Source organism: Bradyrhizobium sp. CCGB20 (assembly GCF_024199855.1).
Lineage (GTDB): Bacteria > Pseudomonadota > Alphaproteobacteria > Rhizobiales > Xanthobacteraceae > Bradyrhizobium.
This window is the reverse complement of the sequence record NZ_JANADN010000001.1, coordinates 2329742-2347142: the sequence shown is the minus strand read 5'-3', so window position 1 is coordinate 2347142 and position 17401 is coordinate 2329742. Positions and strand designations below refer to the sequence as shown.

Annotated in this window: 14 protein-coding genes; 7 read left to right on the top strand and 7 right to left on the bottom strand. The window is 66.4% G+C overall.

Going from position 1 to position 17401, the window contains the following annotated elements:
• Window positions 1-5: 5 nt before the first annotated feature.
• The 5 genes from NLM15_RS10685 (at window position 6) to NLM15_RS10665 (ending at window position 4668) form a co-directional block, all read left to right on the top strand.
• Window positions 6-1013 carry a polyprenyl synthetase family protein gene (locus tag NLM15_RS10685; protein WP_254116916.1) on the top strand — a complete coding sequence of 336 codons (1008 nt, stop codon included), beginning with the start codon at window positions 6-8 and terminating at the stop codon, window positions 1011-1013.
• 327 nt (window positions 1014-1340) lie between these two features.
• On the top strand, window positions 1341-1856 hold the full coding sequence (locus NLM15_RS10680) for a helix-turn-helix domain-containing protein (protein ID WP_254116915.1): 516 nt from the start codon (window positions 1341-1343) through the stop codon (window positions 1854-1856).
• A 1-nt stretch (window position 1857) separates the two neighbouring features.
• Window positions 1858-3120, top strand: coding sequence for a beta-ketoacyl-ACP synthase II (gene fabF, locus NLM15_RS10675; RefSeq protein ID WP_254116914.1), 1263 nt, complete (start codon window positions 1858-1860; stop codon window positions 3118-3120).
• A gap of 44 nt (window positions 3121-3164) precedes the next feature.
• Entirely contained in the window at window positions 3165-3797 is a 633-nt protein-coding gene (locus tag NLM15_RS10670) for a LysE family translocator (RefSeq protein ID WP_254116913.1), read from the top strand.
• Window positions 3790-4668 (top strand): alpha/beta fold hydrolase, encoded by an 879-nt coding sequence (locus NLM15_RS10665; RefSeq protein WP_254116912.1) that lies wholly within the window; start codon window positions 3790-3792, stop codon window positions 4666-4668. Before NLM15_RS10670 ends, NLM15_RS10665 begins: the two co-directional genes overlap by 8 nt.
• Before the next feature lie 131 nt (window positions 4669-4799).
• Here the strand turns inward: NLM15_RS10665 and NLM15_RS10660 are convergent, their stop codons facing one another.
• The 3 genes from NLM15_RS10660 to NLM15_RS10650 form a co-directional block, all read right to left on the bottom strand.
• Window positions 4800-5684: a 4-(cytidine 5'-diphospho)-2-C-methyl-D-erythritol kinase gene (locus tag NLM15_RS10660; protein WP_254116911.1), complete on the bottom strand. Its 885-nt coding sequence runs from the start codon at window positions 5682-5684 to the stop codon at window positions 4800-4802.
• 83 nt (window positions 5685-5767) lie between these two features.
• Window positions 5768-7564, bottom strand: a complete 1797-nt coding sequence (locus NLM15_RS10655; protein WP_254116910.1) for a tetratricopeptide repeat protein — start codon at window positions 7562-7564, stop codon at window positions 5768-5770.
• 315 nt (window positions 7565-7879) lie between these two features.
• Window positions 7880-9541, bottom strand: a complete 1662-nt coding sequence (locus tag NLM15_RS10650; protein ID WP_254116909.1) for an electron transfer flavoprotein-ubiquinone oxidoreductase — start codon at window positions 9539-9541, stop codon at window positions 7880-7882.
• 137 nt (window positions 9542-9678) lie between these two features.
• On the opposite strand from NLM15_RS10650, the gene NLM15_RS10645 reads away from it, so the two are divergent.
• Window positions 9679-10485, top strand: coding sequence for a uracil-DNA glycosylase family protein (locus tag NLM15_RS10645; RefSeq protein ID WP_254116908.1), 807 nt, complete (start codon window positions 9679-9681; stop codon window positions 10483-10485).
• 116 nt (window positions 10486-10601) lie between these two features.
• Here the strand turns inward: NLM15_RS10645 and NLM15_RS10640 are convergent, their stop codons facing one another.
• The 4 genes from NLM15_RS10640 to NLM15_RS10625 form a co-directional block, all read right to left on the bottom strand.
• Window positions 10602-12110 carry a glycosyltransferase family 39 protein gene (locus tag NLM15_RS10640; protein ID WP_254116907.1) on the bottom strand — a complete coding sequence of 503 codons (1509 nt, stop codon included), beginning with the start codon at window positions 12108-12110 and terminating at the stop codon, window positions 10602-10604.
• A 99-nt stretch (window positions 12111-12209) separates the two neighbouring features.
• The gene (locus NLM15_RS10635) at window positions 12210-13073 is read right to left on the bottom strand and encodes a ribonuclease HII (RefSeq protein WP_254116906.1); all 864 of its coding nucleotides are present in this window, start codon (window positions 13071-13073) and stop codon (window positions 12210-12212) included.
• A gap of 74 nt (window positions 13074-13147) precedes the next feature.
• Window positions 13148-13603 (bottom strand): VOC family protein, encoded by a 456-nt coding sequence (locus tag NLM15_RS10630; RefSeq protein ID WP_254116905.1) that lies wholly within the window; start codon window positions 13601-13603, stop codon window positions 13148-13150.
• 23 nt (window positions 13604-13626) lie between these two features.
• Complete coding sequence (locus tag NLM15_RS10625) at window positions 13627-14802, bottom strand: PA0069 family radical SAM protein (RefSeq protein WP_254116904.1); 1176 nt, start codon at window positions 14800-14802, stop codon at window positions 13627-13629.
• Between the two features lie 209 nt (window positions 14803-15011).
• On the opposite strand from NLM15_RS10625, the gene NLM15_RS10620 reads away from it, so the two are divergent.
• A complete protein-coding gene (locus NLM15_RS10620; protein WP_254124205.1) occupies window positions 15012-17399 on the top strand; it encodes a phosphoketolase in 2388 nt (795 codons plus the stop codon).
• The last annotated feature ends 2 nt before the right edge of the window (window positions 17400-17401 follow it).

Here is a 17401-nt window from a genome sequence, read left to right as displayed (position 1 = left end):
CCGGCGTGGCCGTCATCGTACCTTTCGAAACTCCCGGCGCGTCGATCGAAGAGCTGGTTGCCCTTGTCGCGCCCGACATGGAGCGCGTCAACGCCACGATCCTGTCGCGGACCGGGTCGGACGTGACCATGATTCCGGAGGTCGCCAACCATCTGATCTCCTCCGGCGGCAAGCGCCTGCGGCCGATGCTGACCCTCGCCATGGCCAACCTCGCCGGTTACGCCGGCGACGGTCATATCAAGCTCGCCGCCTCCGTCGAGTTCATGCATACCGCGACCCTGCTCCATGACGACGTGGTCGACGAGAGCGAGATGCGCCGCGGCAAGCTGTCGGCGCGCATGCTCTGGGGCAACGAGGCGAGCGTGCTGGTCGGCGACTTCCTGCTCGGCCAGGCGTTCCGCATGATGGTCGAGGTCGGCTCGCTCCGTGCGCTCGACATCCTCTCCGCCGCGGCCGCCACCATCGCCGAGGGCGAGGTGATGCAGCTTGCAGCCGCCAAGAACACCGCGACCACCGAGGACGAATATCTCGCCGTGATCCGCGGCAAGACCGCCGAGCTGTTCGCCGCCGCCTGCGAGGTCGGCCCCGTCATCGCCAACCGCCCGAAGGCGGAGCAGACCGCCTGCCGCTCGGTCGGCATGAATCTCGGCATCGCCTTCCAGCTCGTCGACGACGTGCTCGACTATGGCGGCAAGAGCGCCAAGCTCGGCAAGAACACCGGCGACGATTTCCGCGAGGGCAAGATCACGCTTCCGGTGGTGCTCGCCTTCCGCCGCGGCAACGACACCGAGCGCGCGTTCTGGATCCGCGCGCTGGAGCGCGGCGAGATCGGCGATGCCGACCTCGACCACGCCATCGGCCTGATGAACAAGCACCGCGCCCTCGAGGACACGCTCAGCCGCGCCCAGCACTACGGCGCCATGGCCGTCGACGCGCTGGCGCTGTTCCCGTCCTCGCCGATGAAGAGCGCGCTGGAGCAGGTGGTGGCGTTCTGCCTGGCACGGTCGCACTAGGCGCGACATCCAGCCGGCTGCCTGCCAGGCGTATCGGCGTCGCCCCGGCGAAGGCCGATGAAATAGCGCGCGACTGCATCAACACGCGTCATTGCGAGCGTAGCGAAGCAATCCAGACTGCCGCCGCGGAGCGACTCTGGATTGCTTCGCTGCGCTCGCAATGACTGAGTATGGCGCCCCGCCATCGTTCGCCGACCTCCCGCTAAAATCGCAGCGACACCTTCAATTGCGGCCTCGCCTTCATGGCCCTTCGGCCCGCTCCACCCTCTCCCACTACGGCTCGCCAAGTAACTTGCATTTTGCAAGTTACTTCCCTACGTTCCCGCCATGCAGCCCAAATCCCCTTCCATCCTGGAATGCCCGGTCGGCCGCGCCGTGGAGACGGTCGGCGAATGGTGGAGCATCCTGATCCTGCGGGATGCCTTCCAGGGCGCGACGAAGTTCGACGAGTTCCAGCAAAGCCTCGGCATCGCGCCGAACATCCTGTCGCGGCGCCTTGCCCATCTCACCGAGAGCGGCATGTTCGTCCGCCGCCGTTACAGCGAACGCCCGCCGCGTTACGAATATGTTCTGACGGAGAAGGCGCGGGATTTCTTCCCCGTGGTCGTGGCGCTGCTGGCCTGGGGCAACAAGCATCTCGCGCCCAAGGGCGAATCCATCGTGCTGGCGAACCGGAGCGATGTTCGCCCGTTCGATCCGGTCGTGGTCGATGCCGCCGACATGCGCCCGATCACTCTCGCCAATGCCGTCGTCGTCCCGGGTCCCCGCGCCAGCCGCGGGATGCGCGCGCGGCTGGCTTCGCTCAAGGCCATGAACCCGGCCGTCGCGCCGGCTGGAGACTGACATGCGTCGTATCGTCGTGACGGGAATGGGCGCGGTGTCGCCGCTCGGCTGTGGTGTCGAACTGTCGTGGCGGCGGCTGCTCGCCAGCCAGAGCGGGCTGCGTCCGCTGCCCGAATGGGCGCAGGCGCTGCCGGCGCGCATCGCGGGCCTCGTGCCTGACAAAGCCGACGATGCCGAAGGTGGTTTCGATCCCGCACAGGCGGCCGCGCCAAAAGACCAGCGCAAGATGGACCGCTTCATCCTGTTCGCGCTGCTCGCCACCGCGGAAGCGGTCGCGCAGGCCAAATGGACGCCAGAGGACGCAGCAGCGCTGGAACGGACCGCGACGATCATCGCTTCCGGCGTCGGCGGCTTCCCCGCGATGGCGGAGGCCGTGCGCATCACCGAGCAGCGCGGTGCGCGCCGGCTCTCGCCGTTCACGATCCCCTCGTTCCTCGCCAATCTTGCCGCCGGTCACGTCTCGATCAAATACGGCTACAAGGGCGCGCTGGGTACGCCCGTCACCGCCTGCGCCGCCGGCGTCCAGGCGATCGGCGATGCCGCGCGCATGATCCGCGCCGGCGAAGCCCATGTCGCGATCTGCGGCGGCGCGGAGGCCTGCATCGACATCGTCAGCCTCGGCGGTTTCGCCGCGGCCCGCGCGCTGTCGAGCTCCTTCAACGACGAGCCCGCGCGCGCCTCCCGCCCATTCGATCGCGACCGCGAGGGATTTGTCATGGGCGAAGGCGCCGGCATCCTGGTGATCGAGGAGCTGGAGCATGCGCTGGCGCGCGGCGCCGCGCCGATCGCCGAGATCGTCGGCTACGGCACGACGGCGGATGCCTATCACATGACGTCCGGTCCGCCCGACGGTGACGGCGCCCGCCGTGCGATGGAGATCGCGCTCCGGCAGGCGAAGCTTGCGCCCGCGGATTTGCAGCACCTCAACGCGCACGCAACCTCGACGCCGGCCGGCGACGAGAGCGAGCTCGGCGCCATCGCCGCGCTGTTCGGCCGCAACCGGAACATTGCCGTGAGCGCGACCAAATCGGCCACCGGCCATCTGCTCGGTGCCGCCGGCGGCCTCGAGGCGATCTTCACCGTCCTTGCCCTGCGCGACCAGGTCGCGCCGCCGACACTCAATCTCGAAAGCCCCGATCCGGGCGCTGACGGCATCGACATCGTCGCAGGCAGCGCGCGGCCGATGCCGATGCTCAACGCAATCTCCAACGGCTTCGGCTTTGGCGGGGTGAATGCCAGCGTGATCTTCCGCCGGATGGGCTAGACAACAGGCCTTGCAATCGCGGCAAGCTTCGTTACCAAAACGGGATGATCGAAACGAATTTCTGGCTGTTCCTGGCCGCAGCTTGTCTCATCGCCGCCGTTCCCGGCCCCGGCATTTTCTACGTCGCGGCACGGACCTTGTCCGAAGGGCGCGCCAGCGGTTTTGCCTCAACCGCGGGCACGGCGCTGGGCGGGCTGGTTCATGTCGTCGCGGGCAGCCTCGGCATCTCCGCGATCATCCTTGCCAGCGCCGAGCTGTTTGCCGCCGTAAAATTCATCGGCGCACTCTACCTGGTCTGGCTCGGCATCAAGACCTTCCGCAGCGCCGGCCGCGCGCTCTCGCTGGAGAGCGAGCCCGTCGGCGACAGGCGCGCATTCCGCGACGGCGTACTGGTCGAGGCGCTGAACCCGAAGACCGCCGCATTCTTCCTCGCCTTCATTCCGCAGTTCCTCGATCCCGCGGGACCGAGCCCTACGCTGCAATTCATCGCGCTCGGCGCGATCTCGGTGATCCTGAACACGCTCGCCGATGTCGTCGTGGTGCTGATGGCAACTGCAACGCGCACGCAGCTGATTGGAAGGCCGCATCTGATGCGGCGTCTCACCCAGGGCTCCGGCGTCTTCATCGCGGGCCTCGGCCTCTCCCTTGCGCTGGCGCGCCGGCCGGCAAATGGATAGCACCCCGCAAAGCCGCTTCTATGAGTCACACGGCCTGCGGCTGCACTATGCCGACTGGGGCAATGACGGCTTGCCCGTCGCCATCCTGGTCCACGGCGGCCGCGATCATTGCCGGAGCTGGGACGTCATTGCCCGGTCGCTGCAACCGCATTTTCACGTGATCGCGCCCGACCTGCGCGGTCATGGCGATTCCGACTGGACCAAGGGCGGCAGCTACGCGCTGACGGAGTATGTGTACGACCTCGCACAGCTCGTCCGTTCCATCGCAGCGCCTCAGGTGACCCTCATCGGCCATTCGATGGGCGGCATGGTGAGCCTGATCTTTACAGGGTCATTCCCCGAGCTGGTCTCGAAGCTGGTCGTGCTCGACGGCGTGACGATGTTGCCGGATACGCCAAAACCGCCGGCGCATGAGCGCATCGGCAAATGGGTCGGCCAGCTCGACAAACTGCATGACCGCACGCCGCGCCGCTACGCGACCCTCGCGGATGCGGCCGCACAGATGGTGCTTCACAACAAGCGGCTGTCCCGCGAGCTCGCGCTGCACCTCGCCACCCACGGCGCGCGGCAGAACGAGGACGGCACCTACAGCTGGAAGTTCGATCCCTATCAGCGCGCCAGTGCGCCGCACCGGCTCTGGCCGGACGACCACGTCGCGCTGTGGTCGCGCATCACCTGCCCGACGCTGCTGCTGAACGCCGGTGAAAGCTTTCTGGCCGGCGCGAGGGCAGCAGGCCTGGAGCGCTATTTCCCGCAGGCGCGCGTCGAGACCATCGCCGGGGCCGGACACTGGCTGCAGCATGACAAGCCGCAAGAGGTGCTGGGAGAGATCCGGCGGTTTTTGGGATTGGCGGACGAAGGCGGCGGCTAGCTCAACCGCCGTAGGGTGGGCAAAGCGAAGCGTGCCCACCACTTCGATCACATGACCTGGATGCATGGTGGGCACGGCGCTATCGCGCCTTTGCCCACCCTGCGGCAGTGTCGCAGCTATGACAGTCGCTCTTAGCTCAGCGTCCCCGCATGAACCCACCAGCCGGAGTGATCCCGCCGGATCTTTTCGGCCGCGGCATGCGCTTCGTTCGCTGCGCCATAGACCGCAAAGCACGTCGCACCCGAGCCGGACATGCGGGCGAGCTTGACGCCGGCGGAGTCGCGCAAGGCGTTCAGCACCTCGCCGATCACGGGCTCGATCCGCAGCGCAGGCGCTTCGAGATCGTTGGGGACGTTCTCGAGGACGTCGACCCAATCGGCAATCGATCCACCCTCTTCCGGCCAGGCCGGAGCTCCGAGGACCGATGTGGCACCAACCAGCAATTCGCCGTTGCGCAGGCCCAACTCCTTGAACACGTCCTTGGTTGCGACCGGCACGCGCGGATTGACCATCACGCAGGGCATGCTCGGCAGCGCGAGCGGCAGCAGCTGCTCGCCGACACCCGTCATGTCGCAGGCGCGCGAGAACAGGCACACCGGCACGTCGGCGCCGGTCGCGAGCGCGACCTTCTGCAGGCGCGGATCATCGAGCGACAGATTGTTGAGACGCGCGAGCAGCCGCAGCGCCGCCGCGGCATCGGCCGAGCCGCCGCCGATGCCGGCGGCAACGGGCAGCACCTTGTCGAGCGCGAAGGCGCCCAGCTTCAGGTTCGGCACGGCCTCGGCCAGAAGCTTGGCCGCCTTGAACACGAGATTATCCGCGGTATCGCCACAGGCCGCAGCCAGCGGCCCGGTGGTGGCGAGCTTCAACTCACCGCCCGGCTCGAGCGTGAGCCTGTCGGCGCAATCGGCAAACGCGACCACGCTTTCGAGATCATGATAGCCGTCGGCACGACGGCCCACGACGCGAAGGCTCAGATTGACCTTCGCCCGTCCTTCTTCAACCAACGCCGGCATTGACGCCACGCCCCCAGAACTCACTTGTTAGTCGCGCATGATCTTGCCGGAAAACCGCTACACGCTTTTCCGGGTCATGCGGATCAGCCGCCCTTGCCGTCGTCCTTCTTCTTCTCGGCCTGCGCCGCCGAAGAGTTCGAATTGTCCTCGGTGAGACCGTTGGCGATCTTGGCCTCGATCTTCGGGAGCTCATCCGGCTCGGGCTTGAGATCGCGGGCGTGCGCCCACTGGAATTTGGCTTCCAGCGTGCGGCCGACGCGCCAATAGGCGTCGCCGAGGTGATCGTTGATGGTGGGATCCTCGGGCTTGAGGTCGATCGCGCGCTCGAGGTTCTTCACCGCCTCTTCGTAATTGCCGATGCGGTAGTAGGCCCAGCCGAGGGAGTCGACGATGTAGCCGTCGTCGGGACGCTGCTCGACGGCGCGCTTGATCATCTTCATGCCTTCGTCGAGATTGATGCCCTGGTCGATCCAGGAATAGCCGAGATAGTTGAGGACGTGCGGCTGGTCAGGCTGGAGTTCGAGCGCCTTCTTCATGTCGGCCTCGGCCTTGCTCCATTCCTTGGAGCGCTCCTCGCAGATGCCGCGATAATAGTACCAGACGCTGTTGGCCTTGTCGTTGCCGGCAGGCAGCACCTCGATGCCCCGCGAATAGGTCGCGCCGCAATCGCCGAACTTCTTGCGGCCGCGCTCGATGTTGCCGAGCGCCATGATGGCTTCGAGATCCTTGGAATCGTCTGATGTGACGCCCTTGAGGATCTTGATCGCCTCGTCGGTGCGGTCGGCGGAGTCGAGATCGATGGCGAGCTGGATCTGCGCATTGCGCTTCAACGGCGAGGTCGCCGGCACGCGCTCGTAAACCTTGATCGCCATCTGCGGCCGCTTCACCGATTCATAGAGATCGGCGAGCGAGAGCAGCGCCAGCGGATGGGTCGGCTGAAGATAGAGCGAGAGCTGGAGATAGACCAGCGCCAGATCCTCGCCGCCGCGGCGGGTCAGCGTGGCGCCGATGCCGTACAGCGCTTCGGCGGCACCGGCTTGTGCGGAGTCGGCCAGCGGCGGCATCTTCTTGCCGGCCTTGGTGTCGCGCAGGCCTTCCACGATCAGCGGATGGCGGGCGAGCTTCTTGTCGAAAGCCTGGTAGACGGCGGTCGCGGCCGCCGAGTCCTTGTTGCGCGACAGCCAGCGCGCATAGGCCTCGGTGACGCGCAGCATGGAATCGTCGAGCTTGTAGGCGCGCTCGAAGCGGGTGCCGGCGTCCTTCTCCTTGCCGGAGAGCTCGAGGATCATGCCGGCGTGGAGGTCCTTGAACAGCGGATACCATTCCGGACCGGCGAGCTTGTCGATGGTGGCGACACCGCCCTTGGCATCGCCCGCACCATAGGCGGCCCAGCCCGACAGCAGCGTGGCGACGAGATCGGTGATCGGACCGCGGATCGACTGGTTGATGTTGGTTTGCGCGGTCGCGTATTTCTTCATCTTGAGATCGTGCACCCCGACGACGAGACGCGCGACGCGGTTGGTCTTGTCGATGGTGAGGATGCGCTCGGCGAGCTTGACGGCCTCGTCGATGTCACCGTCGGCAACCGACGAGATGAAGGCGCGGTCGAGCAGTTCGTTGTTCTTCGGATCGGTGCGGAGCGCCGAGCGGTAGAAGGCGGCGGCGGAGGCCGCGTCGCGTTCGACGCTGGCGTGGCGGGCGGCGAGATAGCTGCCGGCGCCGGTGAGCGACTTCAGATCGTTCCGGGTCGGAAACTGCGCCGCCGTGTCGGACGGATGGTCCGGCGTCTGCGCCAGGACCGCGCCGGGGACCGTCGCGATCGCGGTGCCCATGAGGGCGATGGCGGCAACAGTCCAGCGGTTGAAACGATTTGAGAACATCAGGGCTCGCCTTGAGTTGGTAGTGCCTGGGTTTGCAGCAGAAGGCCGTATCGCATGCGAACGCGGCCGGTGGCATCGGGACCCGGAACCGTCGGGCCGACAATGCCGCTTTTGGCGCTTCGCCGCAAGGATTCGGGCATGCGATCCCCTCCGCGCGTCCCAAATCGGCCGACAACGCCCCAAGACGCTGCCAGTATGGCCTTATCGTGGCCGGGGACCCTCACCGCGGCCCGGTTCTCACGCGAACGTGCGTCACAATGCCGGGGGCATGTCACATCGGCCCCGGCTTGATCGCCCCGGTCCAATTGTGCCGGCTTACGTCGCCTCGTAGTTCGGGCCGCCACCGCCTTCCGGGGGAACCCAGGTGATATTGCCGTTGGGGTCCTTCACGTCGCAGGTTTTGCAGTGGACGCAATTCTGGGCGTTGATCTGGTAGCGCGGGCTCGCGCCTTCCTCGACCCACTCGTAGACGCCGGCCGGACAATAGCGGTTCGAGGGACCGGCGAAGACGTCGTGCTCCGAGGTCTTCTGCAGGTTCATGTCCGCGACCTTCAGATGGACCGGCTGGTCCTCCTCATGGTTGGTGTTGGACAGGAATACCGACGAGAGCTTGTCGAAGGAGATCTTGCCGTCCGGCTTCGGGTAGTTCTTCGGCGCGTGGCTCTTGGCCGGATCGAGCGTGGCGCGATCGGGCTTGGCATGCGACAGCGTGCCGAACAGCGAGATGCCGAACAGCTGATTGGTCCACATGTCGATTGCGCCGAGCGGCACGCCGAGGAAGGTGCCGAACTTCGACCACAGCGGCTTGACGTTGCGGATCCTGAAGAGGTCCTTGCCGACCGCGGAATCGCGCCAGGCGTTCTCGTAGGCGACGACCTCGTCATTGGCGCGGCCTTCGGCGAGCGCGGCGGCGAGATGCTCGGCCGCGAGCATGCCGGTGCCCATCGCGTTGTGGACGCCCTTGATGCGGGGGACGTTGACGAAGCCGGCCGCGCAGCCGACCAGCGCGCCGCCCGGGAAGGTCAGCCGCGGCACCGATTGGTAGCCGCCTTCGGTGATGGCGCGCGCGCCATAGGCGAGACGCTTGCCGCCTTCGAACACGTCGCGGATCGAGGGATGGGTCTTGAAGCGCTGGAATTCATCGAACGGCGACAGATACGGATCGTCGTAGTTGAGATGCACGACGAAGCCGACCGCGACGCGGTTGTCGTCGTAGTGATAGAGAAACGAGCCGCCGCCGGTGGAGTTGTTGAGCGGCCAGCCGAACGAGTGCTGGATCAGGCCCTTCTTGTGCTTGGCCGGATCGATCTGCCAGACTTCCTTCAGGCCGATGCCGAACTTCGGCGGTTCGCTCTTGGCGTCGAGCTGATACTTCGCGATCAGCTGCTTCGTCAGCGAGCCGCGCGCGCCTTCGGCGAACAGCGTGTACTTGCCGAGCAGCTCCATGCCGCGGGTGTAGGAGTCCTTGTGCGTGCCATCCCGGGCGATCCCCATGTCGCCGGTCGCGATACCCCGCACCGCGCCCTTGTCGTCATAGAGCACTTCGGCTGCGGCAAAACCCGGATAGATCTCGACACCGAGCGCTTCCGCCTTCGGCGCGAGCCAGCGGCAGACATTGCCGAGCGAGCCGATGTAGCAGTGATGATTATTCATCAGCGGCGGCATCGCGAAGCCCGGTAGCTTGATGCGGTTGTCGCCGAACATCCAGTAGAAGTGGTCGTCCTTGACCTGGGTCTTCAGCGGACAGTCGGCATCCTCGCGCCAGTCCGGGATCAGCTTGTCGAGCGAGATCGGATCGATCACCGCACCGGAGAGAATGTGCGCGCCGACCTCGGAACCCTTCTCCACCACGACGACGTTGAGATCGGCGTTGAGCTGCTTCAGCCGGATCGCCGCGGCGAGGCCCGAGGGGCCTGCGCCGACGATGACGACGTCGAATTCCATGGATTCGCGCGGAGGCAGTTCTTCGGTGCTCATCTGATCTCAGCCCTTGAGACGTTCTAAGGTCGTTTGCGCCCCCTTGTTTCCGATTTTTCCGGGCAGGACAACCACGGAAATGCGTTTCGCTGGGATGCAAGGCACCTTAAGATGAACTAATAGTCTGACTTTCCAAAATGATACCCGAACCCGCACCCACCGTCCGAGAGCTTCTCGCCTTCTATCTGGAGGCCGGGGTCGATTGCGCGCTCGCGGAGGAACCGATCGACCGCCTGGCGGAATTGGACGCTCCACCGCCGGCCCCGCGCGCGGCCCCTGCGGTCGAGGCGCCGCGGCCGGTCGCCGCGCCGGCGGTGATGCGTGGCGAGGCCGCACCCGCGCCCGACGTCGCCATCGCCTCCGCACGCGAGGCCGCACGCACCGCGCCGACGCTCGAGGCGCTGCGCGAACTGATGCAGGGCTTCGAAGGCTGCGCACTGAAGCACACCGCGACGCGGCTGGTGTTCGCCGACGGCAATCCGCAGGCGCGCATCATGTTCGTCGGCGAGGCGCCGGGCCGCGACGAGGACATCGAAGGGCTGCCCTTCGTCGGGCGCAGCGGCAAGCTGCTCGATCTGATGATAGGAGCCATCGGCCTCAACCGCACCACCGCCTACATCGCCAACGTGATTCCCTGGCGGCCGCCGGGCAACCGGACGCCGACGCCGCAGGAGACCCAGGTGTGCCTGCCGTTCATCCAGCGCCAGATCGAGCTGGTGAATCCCGACGTGCTGGTGACGCTCGGCAATCCCTCGACGCAGACGCTGCTGTCGACGCGCGAAGGCATCATGCGCACCCGCGGGCGCTGGTTCGAGTACGAGACCGGCCAGCGCACTATCCGCGCGCTACCGACGTTCCATCCGGCCTATCTGTTGCGCTCGCCGTCGTACAAGCGGCTGGCCTGGCAGGATCTGCGGGCGATCGCGAAGGTGCTGGCGGGATAGCGAGCTGTCGTAGGGTGGGCAAAGGCGCGAAGCGCCGTGCCCACCATCAAGCCTATCCCGCGTAGCGATAGAGGTGGTGGGCACGCTTCGCTTTGCCCACCCTGCGATGTCCGAATTCACGTTCCCTTTGGCCGCACGATCGCCCAGCCGATGCGCAGCAGCTGCTGGCGGCCGGTGACGAGCCATTCGAAGGCGCGCGGCACCTCCGGCACGATGCCGGGGAAGCGCGCGAGGATTTCGGGCGGCGGCGTGCCGGCGGTATCGGAGGCGCGCCAGACCACGACGCCGCCGGTCTCGGCGAATTTGGACTGGCTCATCCACGGGGTGCGCGCGGGCTGGGCATCGATGAAGAGATGCGGTCGGCCGGAATGCAACGTGATCAGGCTCGCAAGCTGGGTCTCGCCGGCGACCGCGCGCAGGCGATGGTTGGTGCGGCGGGCAAAGCTCTCGTCGAAGAAGTCCGAAATCGCGCGCGCCGGCATCGAGGTCGCGATCTCATTGGCGCCGGTCCAGGGCAGGAACAGGACGGCAAGCACGACGCCGGCTGCGGGTGCCGCCACGGCGGCAGCCCACACCGTCCGCAGCATCCGCGCGCGGCGCATCGCGATGAGGTTGCCCGCCGTCACGACGACGGCAAGGCCCGACATCACCAGCACGACGCCGGCGCCGCCCACGACGGCATCGAGCCCGAGCACGCCGGAGATCAGCACCGCGCCGAGCGCAGGCGCCAGCGCGAAGAAATAGACAAAATTGCGCGCCAGCGGCGCGACCGGCGGGCGGTAGATGATTGGCGCTTCCTCGCCCTTGGCGACGAAAATGCCGGTGTTGAGGAAGGTCAGCGCCGGGATCGCCGCGGCCCCGAGCACGAGCCCGCCAAGCAGCCAGGCCGCGTGCAGCGCGCGAGCGTTCAACTCGGCGACTTGCGGCAACGTCGGCAGGACCAGCGTCTCGGCGCGCATCAGCCAGACCGCGTAGGGCAGCGCCAGCACCGCGACGACGATCAGCGCGAACAGCGGATCGAGCGCGCGCAATGTGCGGCGGCCGCCGGCGGTCGAGATCGCGAAGACAACGAGCAGCAGCAGGAGGAAGATCGCCGCGGGCGTCGTCAGCAGCAACAGGCCGGCCTCGATCGACCAGGCGAACCAAGCGTTGCCGCGGCGCTGGCCGATGATCTGCCAGGAGTGCAGCAGCAGCAGCGCCCAGAGCGGCCGCGCCAGCACCAGCGGGCCGAAGTCGAGCGCGGGCGAGGAGAAGGCCAGCACCGTCATGGTCAGCAGCACGGCCAGCACCGCCTGCTGTGAGCCGACCACGGCGCGGGAGAGATGATAAAGCGCGACGAAGGTCGCGATCTCGCAGAGCTGGGCGAGGACATAGACGCCGAACACGTGGCCGCCGGCGGCGCGGTAGGCGATGTCGGCCAGCCAGATCGGCAAGGGCGGGCCGAGATCAGTGCCGACCTGGTATTCGCGACCGAACGCAAGCAGCGTCGCCAGCGTGCCGGGCGGGCTGCGATAAAACACCAGCGCCACGAACAGCCACATCGCGGCCTGGAGCAGCACGGCGATCCACACGATCAGCCGCGGCCGGGCGCGAATGAGCTCGATGACCAGGGAGGTAAACCGCATGCAACGTCCGAAAGATGCAGCCAACCCGTTCAGCCGGCCCTATTCGCTCACATCTGTTTTGATAAAGGGCGTCACGCGTTGTGGCAACGACAGTCTGCCCTAGAGGTTCGCGGAAGCATCGATTTCGACGGCCGCTTCCACCTGCACTTCCATCTCGGTCACCGCAAACAAGTCCCGCACCGGCTCGACCGTCCAGGGCATGTGCTTGGCGCGGGCGGCGGCGACGGGGGCGAAGAAGCTGCGGTGGTGAACGGTGGGACCGAGGCGGTCGAGCGCGTCGAGGTGCTCGGGAACGGCGTAGCCCTTGTGCTGCTCGAAGCCATAGCCGGGGCAGTCCTGCGCCAGCGCGCACATCAGGCGGTCCCGCGTCACCTTGGCGATGATCGAGGCCGCGGCGATCGACAGGACGATGCCGTCGCCGCCGATCACGGCCTCGCAGTCGCAGGCGGTGTCGAGCCGATCGCGGCCGTCGACGAACACGTGGCGCGGCGAATCGGGCAGTGCCACCACGGCGCGCTTCAGCGCCCACAGCGAGGCACGCAGGATGTTGTCGCGGTCGATCCGGGAGCGCGAGGCGACGGCGACCGAGACCTGCGCGGTGGCGCAGATCTTGTCGAACAGCCTTTCCCGCTCCTCGGCCGTCAGGCGCTTGGAATCGTCGATGCCGCGCGGAATGCGGTCCGGATCGAGAATCACCGCGGCGGCCACCACGGGTCCGGCGAGCGGCCCGCGGCCGGCCTCGTCGCAGCCAGCGACCGGCCAGACCCCGCGCTTGATCAGCGCGCGCTCGCGGCGAAAGCTCGGCGGCGCAATCGCGATGATACCTTTCCTGCCGGCCGGGGCCTTGATGGCGGGAGGCTTGACGGCGGAAGGCTTGGCCGCCTTCGCGGGCGCTGCCTTCCTTGCGGCGTCCTTCTTTGGCGCGTCTTTGGCCGGCTTCTTGGCGGACTTGTCCCGAATCATGGCCGGGATCGTGCGCAAGCAGCCCGGCCGGCGCAACCGGGAACCCCTCGCAATTCCCGTTATTCAGACGAGCCCTACTCGGCCAGATGCACCCGCCGGTCCTCACCGACCTCGATGCCCGGCGCGACCACGACCTCCCAGGGATGGCCGTCGGGATCGGCGAAATAGCCGGAATAGCCGCCGTAATCGGTCTCATGCGCCGCTTTCAGCAGCTTCGCGCCCTTGCCGAGCGCGAAGGCCAGCACCGCATCGACCTCCTCACGTGTCAGGCAGTTCCATGCGAGCGTCATGCCGCGGAAGGTCGCAGGCCTCGGATCATCAGGCAGCTTGGCGTCTGCCGCGAGCTTGTCCCAGTGAAACAGGGCAAGCACCGGACCACCGGTATCATAGAAGGCGACGGCCTCGCCGGTCGCCTTCAGCCGGCGCGAGAAACCCAGCGCGTCATAAAAGGCGATGCTGGCGCGAATGTCGCTCACGCCGAGGGTGATGACGGTGAGCCGCGGCACCGGCACGGTGAGTTCCTTGCTCATGCAACGCCTCTTCCACTTCCCGATCAGAACAGGCTGAGCTGATCGCCGTTCCGCTTCGGCCTTGCAAAGTGATCCGTCGTCAGCTTCGAGCGCCGCTTGTTCAGACCGAGCCTGTCGCAGGCGATCTCGAAGCGGCGGCCGATGGTCCAGGCCATCGGTCCCGTGCCCTTCATCCGCTCGCCCCATTTCGCATCGTAGTCGCGGCCGCCGCGCATGTCGCGGATCAGGGTGAAGACGTGGCGGTAGCGGTCCGGATAATTCGCCATCAGCCATTCGCGGAAGAGATCGCGCACCTCCAGCGGCAGCCGCAGCAGCACGTAGGAGGCTTCCTTGACGCCGGCATGGGCGGCGGCGTCGAGAATGCGCTCGATCTCGGAATCGTTCAGCGCAGGAATGACAGGCGCGACCATCACGGTGGTCGGAATGCCGGCCTCCGAAAGCTGCTTCAGCGCCTCCAGCCGCTTCGGCGGCGTCGAGGCCCGCGGCTCCATGGTGCGCGCGAGCTTCGGATCGAGCGAGGTGACCGAGATCGCGACCTTGGCGAGGTTGCGCTTGGCCATGCGCGCGAGAATGTCGATGTCGCGCACCACCAGCGCCGACTTGGTGACGATGCCGACGGGATGGCTGGCGCGCTCCAGCACTTCGAGAATGCCGCGCATGATTTTGCGCTCGCGCTCGATCGGCTGATAGGGATCGGTGTTGGTGCCGATCGCGATCATCCGGGGCTCGTAGCCTGGCGCGGCGAGCTCCTTCTCGAGCAGCGCCGGCGCCTCGGGCTTCACGAACAGCTTGGACTCGAAGTCGAGCCCCGGCGACAGGCCGAGATAGGCATGCGTCGGCCGCGCGAAGCAGTAGACGCAGCCGTGCTCGCAGCCGCGATAGGGATTGATCGAGCGATCGAAGCCGATGTCAGGGGATTCGTTGCGGGTGATCACCTTGCGGGAGGTGTCGACGCCGACACTGGTCTTGAACGGCGGCAGCTCCTCCAGGCTCTGCCAGCCATCGTCGAAGGCGACGCGCGCCTCGGCTTCAAAGCGGCCGCTGGCATTGGATTGAGCGCCCCGCCCTCGCCTGCGCGCGCGGTCGATGGCGACGCCAAGTTCTGGAAAATCGGCGGGAAAATCAGAGTCCGCACCCGCCGGCTCGGAGGGCGCCGTGACCGGCGGGTGCTTGAGAGCATGAGAGGATGCTGGACTCATGAAGCCAAGATAGCACGAGAAAGGAACAAATCAAGAACGCAAACAAAAAACGTGGGAACAACCCCATGCACAGTAGCCGCCCAAATTTCGGGCTCGGTCCTTTGACCTCACGCAACATGGCCGTCGCGGCAATCCGGTTCGATGCCGGACAGGGATCAATCGTCGCGGAACACAGTTGGTGACAATCGCTGGGGAAGGTCGGCATGAACATGACAAATCAACAAAAATCGCGTGCGGCGAGCAACGACCTCGATCTGCTCGATCGCTATTGGCGCGCCGCCAACTACCTCTCCGTCGGGCAAATCTATCTGCTCGACAATCCGCTGCTGCGCGAGCCCTTGCGGCCCGAGCACATCAAGCCGCGTTTGCTCGGACATTGGGGCACGACACCCGGTCTCAACTTCATCTACGCCCATCTCAACCGTGTCATCCGCGCGCTCGACGTCAGCGTGCTCTATATCTGCGGCCCCGGCCATGGCGGGCCGGGCATGGTGGCGAACACCTATCTCGAAGGCAGCTACAGCGAGATCTATCCCGACATCCCGCGCAACGCGGACGGATTGCGCAAGCTGTTCAGACAGTTCTCCTTCCCTGGCGGCATTCCGAGCCACGCGGCGCCGGAAACGCCGGGCTCGATCCACGAAGGCGGCGAGCTCGGCTACGCGCTGGTGCACGCTTATGGCGCCGCATTCGACAACCCCGACCTGGTCGTCGCCTGCGTCGTCGGCGACGGCGAGGCCGAGACCGGTCCGCTCGCGGCGTCCTGGCACTCCAACAAGTTCCTCAATCCCGCCCATGACGGGGCGGTGCTGCCGATTCTGCATCTCAACGGCTACAAGATCGCCAACCCGACCGTGCTCGGGCGGATGCGCGACGAGGAGATCCGCGATCTCTTCCGCGGGTTCGGCCACGAGCCGCTGTTCGTCGAGGGCGACGATCCCGGATTGATGCACCAAGCCATGGCGGACGCGCTCGACGTCGCGCTTGCCAGCATCCGCTCGATCCAGCAGCACGCTCGCGACGGGCGCAGGACGGTCGAACGGCCGCGCTGGCCGATGATCGTATTGCGCAGCCCGAAGGGGTGGACCGGCCCGAAAGAGGTCGACGGCAAGAAAGTCGAGGGCTTCTGGCGCGCACATCAGGTTCCCGTTGCGAGTTGCCGCGAAAACCCGGCGCATCTGAAGGTGCTCGAAGACTGGATGCGCAGCTACGAGCCGGACAAGCTGTTCGACAAGAACGGCGCGCTCATCCCCGAGCTACAGGCGCTGGCGCCCGACGGCATCCGCCGCATGGGCGCCAATCCGCACGCCAATGGCGGTCTGTTGAAGAAGGAGCTGAAGCTGCCGGACTTCCGCAGCTTCGCCGTGGAGGTGCCGCAGCCCGGCGGCGTGACCGCGGAAGCGACGCGCGAGCTCGGCAAATTCCTGCGCGACGTCATCCGTCTCAACGCGCAAGAGCGCAACTTCCGCATCATGGGTCCGGACGAGACCGCGTCGAACCGGCTCGACGCGGTGTTCGAGGCCACCGAACGCGTCTGGATGGAGCCGATCGAATCCTACGACGTGCACCTCGCACAGGACGGCCGCGTCATGGAGGTTTTGAGCGAGCATCTCTGCCAGGGCTGGCTCGAGGGCTACCTGCTCACCGGACGGCACGGCTTCTTCTCCTGCTACGAGGCCTTCATCCACATCGTGGATTCCATGTTCAACCAGCATGCCAAATGGCTGAAGGTCACGCGGCATCTGCCGTGGCGCCGCCCGATCGCTTCGCTCAACTATCTCTTGACCTCGCATGTCTGGCGGCAGGACCATAACGGCTTCAGCCATCAGGATCCCGGCTTCGTCGATCTCGTCGCCAACAAGAAGGCCGACATCGTCCGCATCTACTTCCCGCCCGACGCCAACACGCTGTTGTGGATCGCCGACCACTGCCTGCGCACTTACAACCGCATCAACGTCATCGTCGCCGGCAAGCAGCCGTCGCCGCAATGGCTGTCGATGCAGGAAGCGGCCACGCATTGCGATGCCGGCATCGGCATCTGGACCTGGGCCGGCAACGAAGACGCCAACGGCGAGCCCGACGTGGTGATGGCCTGCGCCGGCGACGTGCCGACGCTGGAAACGCTCGCCGCCGTCGACCTGCTGCGCAAGGCGCTGCCTGACCTGAAGATCCGCGTCGTCAACGTCGTCGACCTCATGACGCTGCAACCCCGGGAGCAGCATCCGCACGGCCTTTCCGACCGCGACTTCGACGGCCTGTTCACATCAGACAGGCCCGTGATCTTCGCCTATCACGGCTATCCCTATTTGATCCACCGTCTCACCTATAACCGCACCAACCATGCCGGCATGCATGTGCGTGGCTTTGCCGAGGAAGGTACCACGACGACGCCGTTCGACATGGTCGTGCTCAACGGGCTCGACCGCTATCACCTCGCGATCGAGGCGATCGAGCGCGTGCCCGGGCTTGCGGCCAAGGCCGCGCAGGTCAAGCAGCAATTCCGCGACAGACTGATCGAGCATTCGCGTTACGTCCGCGAGCATGGTGAGGACATGCCTGCGGTGCGCGACTGGGTCTGGCCGGGCAAGACCGGTTGACG

Coding starts and splice junctions, on each gene's coding strand:
- NLM15_RS10680 (WP_254116915.1), top strand. CDS start 1,341: ATGCAGCCCAAATCCCCTTCCATCCTGGAATGCCCGGTCGGCCGCGCC.
- fabF (WP_254116914.1), top strand. CDS start 1,858: ATGCGTCGTATCGTCGTGACGGGAATGGGCGCGGTGTCGCCGCTCGGC.
- NLM15_RS10670 (WP_254116913.1), top strand. CDS start 3,165: ATGATCGAAACGAATTTCTGGCTGTTCCTGGCCGCAGCTTGTCTCATC.
- NLM15_RS10665 (WP_254116912.1), top strand. CDS start 3,790: ATGGATAGCACCCCGCAAAGCCGCTTCTATGAGTCACACGGCCTGCGG.
- NLM15_RS10660 (WP_254116911.1), bottom strand. CDS start 5,684: ATGCCGGCGTTGGTTGAAGAAGGACGGGCGAAGGTCAATCTGAGCCTT.
- NLM15_RS10655 (WP_254116910.1), bottom strand. CDS start 7,564: ATGTTCTCAAATCGTTTCAACCGCTGGACTGTTGCCGCCATCGCCCTC.
- NLM15_RS10650 (WP_254116909.1), bottom strand. CDS start 9,541: ATGAGCACCGAAGAACTGCCTCCGCGCGAATCCATGGAATTCGACGTC.
- NLM15_RS10645 (WP_254116908.1), top strand. CDS start 9,679: ATGATACCCGAACCCGCACCCACCGTCCGAGAGCTTCTCGCCTTCTAT.
- NLM15_RS10640 (WP_254116907.1), bottom strand. CDS start 12,110: ATGCGGTTTACCTCCCTGGTCATCGAGCTCATTCGCGCCCGGCCGCGG.
- NLM15_RS10635 (WP_254116906.1), bottom strand. CDS start 13,073: ATGATTCGGGACAAGTCCGCCAAGAAGCCGGCCAAAGACGCGCCAAAG.
- NLM15_RS10630 (WP_254116905.1), bottom strand. CDS start 13,603: ATGAGCAAGGAACTCACCGTGCCGGTGCCGCGGCTCACCGTCATCACC.
- NLM15_RS10625 (WP_254116904.1), bottom strand. CDS start 14,802: ATGAGTCCAGCATCCTCTCATGCTCTCAAGCACCCGCCGGTCACGGCG.
- NLM15_RS10620 (WP_254124205.1), top strand. CDS start 15,012: ATGACAAATCAACAAAAATCGCGTGCGGCGAGCAACGACCTCGATCTG.